Here is a 12,172-nt window from a genome sequence, read left to right as displayed (position 1 = left end):
AGACAAAAATATTGTGGTTATTGTGGGACGCGCTGCTGTGATGGAAGATTTTATCAGAAATAATTTAATCAGGATTGGTTTTGTGTACACACATATTCTTTGGACCAAGTTGAAACCTATCTTTTTCTTTGCTTGGATACCACTTTTAAAACAGACAGATTATTATGAAACATTACTCTTCGTTCAGAATGAAAGTAAGATCTGTTGGCTGCTGATATTTAAACAGCGTAGCGGAGTGACAAAAGCACGGTAGAAATCTCGTTTTTCGGAATACATTTTGCTAAATTAAAAGTGATGATTAATGTTAGTCCCGAAACAAAACAACAAGCCTTATTATTCCTCGCAAGGGATCAGAAAGTGGCAGCTGTCAAAATAATTAACGATCAGAGTAAATGCGGTTTAAAAGAAGCTAAAGATTATGTAGATGCCTTAGAAGGCGGGGTACAGCAACCAATAACCAATCTCGGAAATCTGGACGCTGAGCTATTGACTATTTTAAATCAGGGCAATAAACTAAACGCCATTAAGCATTATAAGGATGCCACAGGTTCGGGGTTGGCAGAAAGTAAAGATTATGTGGAAAAGTTGATCCGCTCTGAGGTTATCGGCAATGTGATGCCGCGAAGCAGGGATACGGAGATCAAAGATATCATTTCTGACCATGTAGGAGATAATCAAAATCCCATTCAAAAATTTTTGATAAAACTATTGATTGTTGTTATGGCTTCAGCAGCTTTAACTTATATTCTGTTTAATATGTAGTAAAAAGTGATGCAATATTTCTGATAGAATTAAAATGCGTGAATTAAAATCATTAATTTGATTTCACACACAAATAAATCTTTAGAATATGAAAATTACATTGGATTCCAAATCCCTTTTATTGGGATTTTTTGGCGCTGGCATTATGTTTACCGCCATCAGTTTTAAAAATAGTCAGGATCAAACGGGCGGAAGGTACCGTACGGAAGTAAATGCCACTAACATGGTTGTGATCCTGGATAGCGAGACCGGAAATTACATCATTGCACCAGAGATAAAGGACTTCGGTAAAGTACAATGGGTAAAGGGTGAGTTTAATAAGACTTTTGATACTGCGATTGATAATAGAAAGGAACCGAAATAACAAAAGGAGTATTTTTATACCATTGTGTATCCTGTTTTAAATTGTTATCCTGAGCGCAACGAAGGATCTTTCAAGTGTAAATTTACTACCTTATAGAAGGATTCTTCACTGCGTTCAGAATAACAGCAGGGCGCCTTCGTGTAAAGGATGCGTACGAAAAGCATAGCTGTTCAAGCGCAGATTCCAATGCCATTTCTCAATTGTTGTACTGAGCAGAATGAAGGAGCTTTTAAAGTTAGTCTATATCTCTCAGCGATAAAGCTACCCCAGCTTCCTGCCGGTATTAATTACGTTAACGCCATTAAAACGTGTGGTTGCGCTACCATGCGAAACGGCGCTTACCTGCCCTGGCTGACCTTTACCATCTGAAAATGTCCCACCCAGGCGATAATCGTTTTTGTCGCAGCGCTGTACGCATGAATTCCAGAATTCCTGGGTATTGGCCTGATAGGCCGCGTCTTTTAACATGCCAACAATTTTGCCTTCTTTAATTTCATAAGCCAGCTGTGCGCTAAACTGAAAATTATAACGCTGCTGGTCTATAGAGTAAGAGTTCCGGCCAAACATATAAATACCTTTTTCTACATTTTTAACCATGTCGGCTGCACTTAATGCCGTATTTCCAGGCGCCAATGATACGTTGGGCATCCGCTGAAACTGGATGCTGTCCCAACTGTCGGCATAACAACAACCTTGCGATTCTTTTAGTCCTAAAATATGCGCCTGATCGCGGATGGTTTGATAATTTACCAAAATTCCATCTTTAATGATGTCCCATTTACCACATTTTACGCCCTCATCATCATAGCCTACTGCACCTAACGACCCTGGTTCCAGTTTGTCGCCGATGATATTCACTTCTTTACTGCCGAAGTTGAATTTTTTTGATTCCCACTTATCCAATGTCAGGAAACTGGTTCCGGCATAATTGGCTTCATAACCTAAAACGCGATCGAGTTCTGTGGGATGGCCGACAGATTCATGTATGGTTAGAAAGAGGTGTGACGGATCTAAAACCAGGTCGTATTTACCTGGTGCTATGGGTTTCGCTTTTAATTTCTCGTTAACATGTACTGCAGCTTCGCGCACATCTTCTAGCATATCGTACCGTTTTTTGTATATGGTAACCGGCCCGCCTTTTATCTTTTCTTCATCTTTGGGCTTCAGATACTCGAAACCCATACCCATTGGTGCGCTTAAAGCATTTCTGGTTTCGAACTTGCCGCTGGCAGAATCTGTTTTGGTCAGGGTAAAGGTTGGCCATATCCTGTGGATATCCTGATCGATGTAAGATCCGTCAGTAGAGGCAAAATATTTTTGTTCATTGACCATGAAGAGATTGGAGCTGATATATTTAGCGCCACCTTTCATGGCCTCGCTATTTACATTTAAAAGGAGATCAACTTTGTCGGCAATGGGCACTTCAAAGGCATTGATTTCAATGGGTGTTTTCCAGCTTACCTCGCCAAAACCCTTTTGCGCGGCTAGTCTTACAGGTTCTTCCATTAATCTGGCATTTCCTTTGGCTATGGCCACGGCAGCTTCAGCAGCCTTGGCAATGCTGTTGTCGTCCATGTTGTTTGTTGCGGCAAAACCCCAGCTTCCGTTTGCAATCACGCGAACACCTAACCCGTAGGATTCAGAATTGGAAATGTTCTCCACCCGGGTTTCCCTGGTAGCCACAACCTGGTTCAAATATCTTCCTATACGAACATCAGCATAAGTGGCACCTTTGCTTTTGGCTGCATTGAGCGCAACATCGGCCATTTTTTTCTTTAAAGCAACATCAACAGGCGTTAAAGATTCTTCAACAGAAATCATTTTGCCGAAGGCCGGGATATTTGGCATCATACTGGCGGTAAGGCCAACACCCGTCATGTACAGGAAATCTCTTCTTCTCAATTTTTGGATTATTTATTAATAAAAAAAGGGGTGTCATCTCGACTGAAGCTGCCAATTTTTCATCGGTTGTGGAATGGAGAAATCTATTAAGTTGATTCAACTATTAGATCTCTCCGTTCCGTTGCACTTCAGTCGAGGACGATTTAACTTATGCCCTTCGACTCCGCTCAGGGTGACCTTCTGAGGGAATGGTGGTTGTTAAAAAGGTATTATTCTTAAAAAATATCGTCATTTCGACTGGAGCTGCCGATTTTTCATCGGTAGCGAAATGGAGAAATCTATTTAAAGAAATTTACTGTTATAGATCTCTCCGTTCCGTTGCACTTCAGTCGAGATGATTTAACTTATGCCCTTCGACTCCGCTCAGGGTGACCTTCTGAGGGAATGGTGGTTGTTAAATAGGTATTATTCTTAAAAAATATCGTCATTTCGACTGTAGCTGCCAATTTTTCCTCGGTTGTGGAATGGAGAAATCTATTTAAAGAGATTTACTGTTATAGATCTCTCCGTTCCGTTGCACTTCAGTCGAGGACGATTTAACTTATGCCTTTCGACTCCGCTCAGGGTGACCTTCTGAGGGAATGGTGGTTGTTAAATAGGTATTATTCTTAAAAAATATCGTCATTTCGACTGTAGCTGCCGATTTTTCATCGGTAGCGAAACGGAGAAATCTATTTAAAGAGATTTTCTGTTATAGATCTCTCCATTCCGTTGCACTTCAGTCGAGGACGACACTACTTAAACCGCGTCTGATAATGAAGTGAATGTAAAATCCCTGATTTTCATCGGTGGGATCAATCCGCTTCCTGTTCTCACCGGCTTGCCCAAAGCTTCTACATTGTTCAGCATAATAACAGGACTTTCGTTGAACCTGAAATTCTTGATCGGGAATTTGATCTCGCCATTTTCAATGTAAAAAGTACCATCACGGGTTAATCCGGTCAATAATAAGGTTTGCGGGTCTACTGATCGGATATACCAGAAGCGTGTTACCAATATCCCTTTTTCCGTGCTCTTGATTAAATCTTCCAATGATTGATTGCCGCCTTCAATGATCATGCTGCGGCTAAAAGGAAGTGGTTTGACATTTTTTTGCGCGGCCCAGTATCTCGAATAAGACAGGTTTTTCACCACTCCTTTTTCTACCCATTGCGTTCTGGTTACCGGCAAACCTTCTCCGGTAAATGTAGCAGATGGAATTTCAGCATTCATCGGGTCAGAATAGATATTCACATTTTCGGAGAATAATTGTTCGCCTAAACGTGTACCGCCGCCTTTTTTGCTCATAAAACTCCGGCCTTCATCAGCACTGCGGGCATCAAAGCCCCTAAACATATTGCCAATAATATCGCTGGCAGCAAGCGGCTCTAAAATTACAGTATACTTGCCTGGCTCAATGGCTTTTGCCCCTGCCGAGCCATTGGCTTTGCTTGCCGCAATTTTACTGAGTGCAAGGGTATCCATTTTATCCAGATCATTAAAATCCTGCTCTACATAACCAGAACCTGTTCCCTGTTTGTTTCTTACTGTAACAGAAAAGGAAACATTTGTCCCTTTATTATAAGCAAACAAACCTTTCGAGTTCATAATGGCATTGAAACGGGTAGCATTTTCAAGGAAACCAGCAGCATCCAGGTTCGCAGCTTTAGATACGCTCAAACTTTTACCTACCATTTCAGCCCGGGTATCTGGGGTAATAGCAGCTGTTTTATCATTATAGGTATTCGATTCTGCAAAGGTTTGTGGACCTAGGGGTGGCATAAATTCGGGATTCTCTGGCGCCAGCATGGCCAGCTCTTCTGCTCTCTTTATTACTTTTTGCAAAGAGGCATCATCGAATTCATTGATAGTGGCAGAACCGGTTTTCTTTCCAAAAGTGGAACTTACGCCTAAGCTCATGGTACTGATCTGGCCTGCGGTAGAAACGGCATTACGGGCATAACGGATGTTACCTCCATCAGCGCCGGTTAAACTTACCTCACAAAAATCGGCTTTCGAATAACCGATGACTTTTTTTAATATCGCTTGGGCTTCTTCTTTACTTAATATGGCCATAATTATATTTTTCTTGCTGTATTGATAACATTAACTCCATTAAACCTGGTGGTGGCGCTGCCATGCGAAACAGCACTGCTTTGAGAAGGCTGGCCTTTTCCATCGTTAAACGAGCCACCCAAACGGTAATCACTTTCATCGCAAATGGCATTACAAGAGTTCCAGAATTCTTGTGTATTGGCCTGATAGGCCACATCATTAAGCATACCTACAATTTTGCCTTGCTTAATTTCATAGAAAATCTGTCCGCCAAACTGAAAATTATAACGTTGCTGATCAATAGAGAAACTTCCATCGCCGATGATGTAAATGCCTTTTTCAACATTTTTGATCATCTCATCCACACTTAGTTTTTCTTTGCCCGGCTGTAGTGAAACATTTGGCATACGCTGAAACTGAACATCATCCCAGCCTTGTGAGTAACAGCAGCCGTTCGACTCGGTTAAACCGATAATATGTGCCTGATCGCGGATGGCCTGGTAACTGACCAAAATGCCGTCTTTGATCAGATCCCATTTTTTGCATTTTACACCTTCATCATCATAGCCTACAGCACCTAACGATCCAACCTGCGTTTTATCGGCTACAATGTTTACTTTATCGCTGCCAAATTTGAATTTTTTCGATTCCCATTTATCTAATGTCAGGAAACTCGTTCCGGCATAATTGGCTTCATAACCTAAAACGCGGTCTAATTCTGTCGGATGTCCAACCGATTCATGAATGGTTAACCATAGGTGCGAAGGATCTAAAACCAGGTCGTATTTGCCTGGTTCAACGGATTTTGCTTTTACTTTTTCTGTAGCTACACGGGCTGCTTCCTTTACATCTTCGAGCATATCGTAACGGCCTTTATAGCGTGTAACAATACCGGTAACTTTATCTTCAGGTCGCGCGTGCATGTATTCGTAACCCTTGCCAGAAGGAGCACTTAATGCGTTACGGGTTTTAAATTTACCCGATTCACGGTCGACTTTGGTGACGTTAAAAGTGGGATAAATGCGGTGCACGTCCTGATCGATGTAAGAACCATCGGTAGAAGCGAAGTATTTTTGCTCATTAACCGCGAAAATGACGGAATTTACAAAATTGGCGCCGTTTTGCATGGCCACATCATTAACATTTAAAAGCAGGTCTACCTTTTCTTTTACAGGCACTTCAAAGGCATTAATTTCGATGGGGGTTTTCCAGCTTACCTCTCCATAACCTTTTTGGGGCGCCAGTTGAACCGGTTCACCCTGTATTTTGGCATTGGCTTTTGCAACCGCAACTGCTTGTTCCGCTGCTTTGGCAATGGCATCTTTAGTTACATTGTTTGTAGCGGCAAAACCCCAGCAACCATTAACCAATACACGGATGCCCACGCCATACGATTCAGTATTGGCTACACCCTGAACCCGTTTTTCACGCGTGGCCACAAATTGATTAAGATAACGCCCGATGCGGATATCAGCATAACTTGCACCTTTTGATTTTGCTGCATTTAGTGCAACATCTGCCAGTTCTTTTTTAATTTTTACATCTACTCCGTCTAAGGCCTGTAAAGGGTCTATCGGAGTTCCGAAAGCAGAAAGGTCGGGCAGAAGCAGCGCACCCATACCCATTCCGGATAAATAGAGGAAGTCTTTTCGTTTCAATTGGTCGAGTTTAGTTAGTTTACGATTTCAATATAGCCAATTGTGTGGCTAAAAATGGAAATTTGATTATAACATTTTAGTTTCAAAAGCAGAATGGGGGGAGATTTTATAGGGAAAGTGCTTTTAATTACAGATAGGGCAGATCCTTCACTCCGTTTGGCGGCTGAACAAATTATTAACCAGCCAAAATCCTGGCTTCGTACCATAAAAAGGCAGCAGCCAGTAAAAAACCGATAAAAAACCACCAAATCGAAACCTCTTCTTCTAAAACGACATCTGCTACTTTGCTTTTAGTTTCTGTTGTGTTCAGGTTTTTTATAAACTGATGTGTTTCATCCAGCTTTTGCTGGTTTTTGAGCGCTTGCCAATCGGTTTTTTTATAAATGTATATGGGCTCAACATTTTGATTTACTTCCAGATAAGTCCAGCCCGGTTTTTGAGGCCAGTAAAAAGCATCCCACTGGAAAGGAAGCACCATGTTTTGCCGTGGACTGAGTAAAATGCTATCGATTTTTAATGTTGGTACCTGGCCGGATGCTGCCAAATCTGCAATTATCTTCATCTTTTGATTAATTGCAGGGAATTGAGGAAAAATGTCGATGGTTAGCACATTATTTCTTTTTCTTGCCGCGCTGGCTAAAAGTGCTGACCAATAGGCGGCATAATCATTTTTTTTTCCTGAAAGTAACCAGTGGAAGGTAGACGAGAGTGTAGAGGCCAGTACTTTGCCATAACCGTCGATATTACTGTCGACCAGTGTTTTTCCACTGGCATCTACAATAAGAGGCTTATCTGTATATTCAGGCTTTAAAAATAATCCTTGTTCAATTGGTAAGGCAGTAAGTTTAGAATTATCTTCAGTAAGTTTTAAATTGAGCAGTTTCCCTTTCAGGGCGGATGATTCAAATCTGCTAAACCTGCTGCCAAGTGTTGTTGAAGCTTTTAAATTAGCCACCCTGATCAATAAACCCAGTCCGTTTTTAACCGCAAGCGCTATTGATGATCTTTCCTCAGGACTGATAGCAGCTAATTCTTCTTCATCAATAATCAGGATGTCGAATTTTTTTAAGGATGAGCTATTGATCCTTGTCAGGTTCAAACTATCAAGATTGAGAAAATCGAAGGCATATTTGTTTTTACTGATCTGACTTCTGAAAGCTACAGGATACTGATTTTGATAGAGCCAGTTTTTTAGAAATTTATACTCAAAATCTGGAAAAGAGGCCATGATCAATACTTTCATTGGTGTTTCATCACCAACTTGCATCGGAACCGGTTCTTTTGCCAGTGTATCGGTTTTCTGCAAACTAACCAGTTCATAAACAGCTTTTTCAGTGTGTTTTGGCGTAGTTTTAAAGGAAAAGGTTTTACTCGATTTTGCATCGATTTCGATTGAATCTACGGTTTTGCCTAAGCCTTTGAGCAAAAGTTTAACTGGCTCCATTCCTGAGTTCTGGTAAGTACCCTGAACCTGCCATACTTCGGTTGTTTTTAATTTGCCAGGCCAGTTGGCAGCGATGATTCCGGTGGGATTTGCAGCAGGATGGAAGCTGACCCGGTACCCTTTTAGTCGCGCTAATTCGGCTTTGTTTAACCCATAGCCATAAAGTTTCAGTTTCCGGATATTTGGATTTGATTTTAGGAAATAAGGAAGATCTGGAATGGTTATAACATTTGTGTTTTTCAGGTTCGCGGAGGAAAGTGCGTATTTCTTCCCCTTTAGGTTGGTAGTCGAATCCGGATGAGTGCCTTGGGTGATTAAAATAACTTCGTCTGTATTTTGTGGCCTGCTCGTTTTGTACCTGATGGGTACAATTAAAAGCACAAAACAGCTTACCGCAATAATGTTAGCCAAAATCCGCCAGATCAATCTTGCTTTATTAAACCTGTGTGCCTCTTTATAAAGTAAAAAAGCCAGTAAACACAGCCCAGTCAGTATAGCGATATATTTAAATTCCATAGCTATCGGTCTGTTTTATTGAGGTTTTTAAAATAGCTCTGATACAGAGCCGAGGCTGCACCGGCATTTTGCATCTGTGGTTTTGCACCTTCGGGACCGATCATTTTTTGTATGGCTCGTTGCACCAGGTCTATATCATTAATTATCAATTTATTGCCTGTGCTTAACTTCCTTAAACTGCTAAGTGCAGTTAAATAAGTAGCAGGATGATCTGCTGAGGCGCCAATCAGGTATTTTTCTGTTTGATTAATTAAGAACTCATCTTGTTCAGTAAATTTCCTGCCTGTTTTTCTGCTTTCCAACCTTGCAAGTGCTATCTTGAGCGTGGCAATTCTCTTTTCCTTTTGCTCAAATGTCATTTTTTGCACGGGCTGGGTAATTTTATCCAGTTCACCACTTAAACGTTTTTCGGGTTTCAACGCTGCCGTTTTTACGGTTGTTTTGGCCACATAAGCGCGTGATTTCTGTTGGAGATCTTTCAGTAACCTGAGCGCTTTATATTCATAAGGCAAAGCTTCTTGTGGCTTATAAGTTCTCAAGCGCAGTTCAGCATTCCACATTTCAGTTAAAACAGCTTTTAATTGTGCTTTTATTTCAGGTTCAAAAAAGGTAGCGTCTTCTGCAATATCATGTTTATGGGCGTATTTGTCCATAATGCTGGTTACATCACCAAATTTTTCACCCTCAGCCTTGTGTTCCGTATGGCCATCGTGATCGTCATGGTCGCCACCAATTTCAGTTTCGTTTTCTTCGCCCAAAAACTGCCCGTAACGCAGGCGCAAAAGCTTTTGGTCAATACCTATTTCATTACTTTTGTTTTTAAAAGTTTGTACATGTATCGATGATTTTTCTTTCAATAATTTTTCGGTATCAATAATGATCTGCCTTTCGCTTCTGAAATATTCAGGAACCAGGTTAACACCATTTGTCATTCCAGCTAAACTCATTAATTCAGTAGTGTCTACAATGGAAACGAAATACACATCCGACCGGCTCGATTGGCCATGGTTGTCCATTGCTTTGATAAAAAAGTAAAGTTCATCGCCTGGTTTCATGCCCAGGTTTTTCAAATCAATCAATTTTTCCAGTGCGATAGTCTTCCTATTGCCAAAATTGGTGTCAAATGATATTTTTTTCTCAGTAAAACTCACACCCTCACCTTTGCCGCTGGCCATGGTAGCCGATATAAAAGCGTCGTTAATGCCATAATCATCAGTAAGCAATACTTTTAGATTGATTTTTTGTGGCTGACCAATGTCGATAGTGGTGTGCTGTTTTGGTTGGGTAATTTTGATCGTAACCGCCAGGTCTGGAATCGCTTCAACCTGGTAGAGATCTGATTTTTTACCATCAAGATCCAGCTGATAAAAACCAGATTTGCTGATGGTTTTGCTGACAGTCCATCGTGTATGTGCCTTGTTCAAAGCCTTTAATGGAATAATTTCAGTATTGTTAAAAACAAGGCTCAACTTTTTGATGCCAATGTTTGTTTCTATTTTCCAATCTATCCGGGCACCGGTCTCGGCCGTAATGGTAAACTGCTTTTGATTCCTTTCTCCTTTTCCGGTGTAAGGTGGCGGAATAACGGTGGCGCTGAAATCGGAGATTTCTGCGGGTATATTTTCTTTGATCGGCAGAATTTGATTCGCCTTTTCGCGGTCTTTTAAAGAATCATTATGGCGTAATGGGATCTGAGTAATTGCAAAACTGATCAGTAAGCCTGCTAAAAGGATGAGCAAGCCAGCATATAATTTCTTTAAAGGTTCTTTTGGCTGCACTAATTTAGGAATGATGTTTTCGATTTTGCTGCGTTGCAATTGTTGCAGTAGGGATAATTCAGAATCGTTTTGCAGCAGCAGATCAGCGCTTTCTTCCAGCTCGGGATATCGGTTATTCAGAAAACGCGTGATATCCTGATCGGTGGTTCTCCAAATCGGTTTGATGTACAATAAGATGCCGAGCACAACAGGAAAAATAATCGCAAAAAACCATGGAGAATAATGCAGCGGGTAAACGCAAATAAAAGATAAAACCAAAGCAGTAGCCAGGGCAATAGAAACCATGCCAATCAGATAAAAGCTAATCCATTTTATCCTTAAATTAGTGATCCAATTTCTACCTTCAGTGTTTAACATCGGCTGGTTTTTTTCTGAATGATAAAATCCGTTCGGTAATAAAGATCAATAAGGCAACTGCCCAGAATAAAGGTTGAAGCAGCATATTCTGAGTGTTTTTTGACTTGGATCGGATGTCGCCGGGTTGAAAGTCAACGGTTCGCCTGGCAGATAGGCGTCGCTGATCGGCAGCGTTGTTTTCAAAGCCAAATTCTGCGGTGTTGTCTGTACTGATTACCATTGGCATTAACGCTTTTACAAACAAACCATCCCAAACCAAATCATTCCACTGCGGATTAAACCGACTGTAAAAGTGGAAAATATGTAAATTTTTGGTTTTTTCTTCTGTTAAAATAGCATTTCCAAAACCATCCGTCCATATTTTTTCAGCGCTATCCGACGAGGTTATTCTTTTACTCAATTTAATATGGCGGCCATCCAGTTTGATAAAGGAAGGCTCTTCAATTATTTTCCCGTTTTCATATTGAAATAAGGTTCCATTTGTTTTAATGGAAGATTTAAAATTTGCAGCTACAGCATCAGCTGATAGCCAAAAACCGATGTCAGCTTTTTCTGCGGGCGGATTGATGACGATTTTCCGGTTGGTAAAACTGCCAATTGCCTTTAAGGCTGCAATAACATATTTTCCATCTGGAGTTCCGGGAGCCTGATGTATGGCAATTTTTATAGGTGCTTCGTCTCCTGAATGTAAATCCTGGTAGGTGGTATTGGATGGATTCGATTTTGCTTCATATTTCTTCCCGGCATATCCGGCAATCCAGCTCCTTATGGTATCGGTTTGATTTAATGGGATCCAGTTCAATTGGTAATGAAGGATTGGTAATTCATCTCCAAAACGGGTCAAGCGCCGATCGGCGAAGAGATAAACGCTCGCACCTGCAGGGATAAACTGATTGGCAGCATGAAGTAAATCATTATAGTCAATATTGTTGAATTTTTCAGATTGATGTTCAGCAGTGTCTTTTAACGTTAATGCTTTAAAACCTACATTAAAATCGTGGATTTCATAACCCTTGTTGAGCAGTGAATCGATTGTGTTTTTATTTGATTTGAAAACCTCTTTAAAAGTAGCGCTATCAAGCAAAATCCATCCGGTTTCCTTTTCAGTCGGGATTATTTTTTTCAAATACGGCTTTGCAAGCGAAAAAGCCAATATTCCCAAGAGCAAACAGCGAAGTAAGAATAATAACCAATCGTTGATTTTAAAGCTTTTAGCGCTCGCCTTCGAACTTTCACCAAGCAGTGCTATGCTACCAATTTTAAGCGTTTTGCCTTGTTTAACATTCCACAGGTGTATAATGAGCGGAACAATTAGTCCGGCCAGTGCCAATAAACCTATGGGAGATAGAAAATGCAA

General features: G+C 40.8%; 8 protein-coding genes. 2 read left to right on the top strand and 6 right to left on the bottom strand.

The features are described 5' to 3' along the window. Positions 1-294 precede the first annotated feature (294 nt). Both DV942_RS05105 and DV942_RS05100 read left to right on the top strand, forming a co-directional pair. Positions 295-762, top strand: a complete 468-nt coding sequence (locus DV942_RS05105; RefSeq protein WP_145855791.1) for a hypothetical protein — start codon at positions 295-297, stop codon at positions 760-762. An 88-nt stretch (positions 763-850) separates the two neighbouring features. Beyond that, positions 851-1,126, top strand: a complete 276-nt coding sequence (locus DV942_RS05100) for a hypothetical protein (protein ID WP_145855789.1) — start codon at positions 851-853, stop codon at positions 1,124-1,126. A 261-nt stretch (positions 1,127-1,387) separates the two neighbouring features. Here DV942_RS05100 and DV942_RS05095 read toward each other — a convergent pair whose 3' ends face one another. The 6 genes from DV942_RS05095 to DV942_RS05070 all read right to left on the bottom strand — a co-directional run bounded on the left by DV942_RS05095 (position 1,388) and on the right by DV942_RS05070 (position 12,172). Beyond that, positions 1,388-3,028: a TldD/PmbA family protein gene (locus DV942_RS05095; protein ID WP_145855787.1), complete on the bottom strand. Its 1,641-nt coding sequence runs from the start codon at positions 3,026-3,028 to the stop codon at positions 1,388-1,390. A 738-nt stretch (positions 3,029-3,766) separates the two neighbouring features. Next, positions 3,767-5,083 carry a TldD/PmbA family protein gene (locus DV942_RS05090; protein WP_090982071.1) on the bottom strand — a complete coding sequence of 439 codons (1,317 nt, stop codon included), beginning with the start codon at positions 5,081-5,083 and terminating at the stop codon, positions 3,767-3,769. A gap of 2 nt (positions 5,084-5,085) precedes the next feature. Next, positions 5,086-6,720: a TldD/PmbA family protein gene (locus DV942_RS05085; protein WP_145855785.1), complete on the bottom strand. Its 1,635-nt coding sequence runs from the start codon at positions 6,718-6,720 to the stop codon at positions 5,086-5,088. A 175-nt stretch (positions 6,721-6,895) separates the two neighbouring features. After that, positions 6,896-8,680, bottom strand: a complete 1,785-nt coding sequence (locus tag DV942_RS05080) for a hypothetical protein (protein ID WP_145855783.1) — start codon at positions 8,678-8,680, stop codon at positions 6,896-6,898. Between the two features lie 2 nt (positions 8,681-8,682). Then, on the bottom strand, positions 8,683-10,815 hold the full coding sequence (locus DV942_RS05075; RefSeq protein WP_145855781.1) for a DUF4175 family protein: 2,133 nt from the start codon (positions 10,813-10,815) through the stop codon (positions 8,683-8,685). Further along, the gene (locus DV942_RS05070) at positions 10,802-12,172 is read right to left on the bottom strand and encodes a BatA domain-containing protein (protein WP_145855779.1); all 1,371 of its coding nucleotides are present in this window, start codon (positions 12,170-12,172) and stop codon (positions 10,802-10,804) included. The genes DV942_RS05075 and DV942_RS05070 overlap by 14 nt, the downstream gene beginning before the upstream one ends.

It is taken from the genome of Pedobacter suwonensis (assembly GCF_007833675.1).
Taxonomy (GTDB): domain Bacteria; phylum Bacteroidota; class Bacteroidia; order Sphingobacteriales; family Sphingobacteriaceae; genus Pedobacter; species Pedobacter suwonensis.
This window is presented reverse-complemented; position numbering and strand designations above follow the sequence as displayed.

Coding starts and splice junctions, on each gene's coding strand:
- DV942_RS05105 (WP_145855791.1), top strand. CDS start 295: ATGATTAATGTTAGTCCCGAAACAAAACAACAAGCCTTATTATTCCTC.
- DV942_RS05100 (WP_145855789.1), top strand. CDS start 851: ATGAAAATTACATTGGATTCCAAATCCCTTTTATTGGGATTTTTTGGC.
- DV942_RS05090 (WP_090982071.1), bottom strand. CDS start 5,083: ATGGCCATATTAAGTAAAGAAGAAGCCCAAGCGATATTAAAAAAAGTC.
- DV942_RS05080 (WP_145855783.1), bottom strand. CDS start 8,680: ATGGAATTTAAATATATCGCTATACTGACTGGGCTGTGTTTACTGGCT.
- DV942_RS05075 (WP_145855781.1), bottom strand. CDS start 10,815: ATGTTAAACACTGAAGGTAGAAATTGGATCACTAATTTAAGGATAAAA.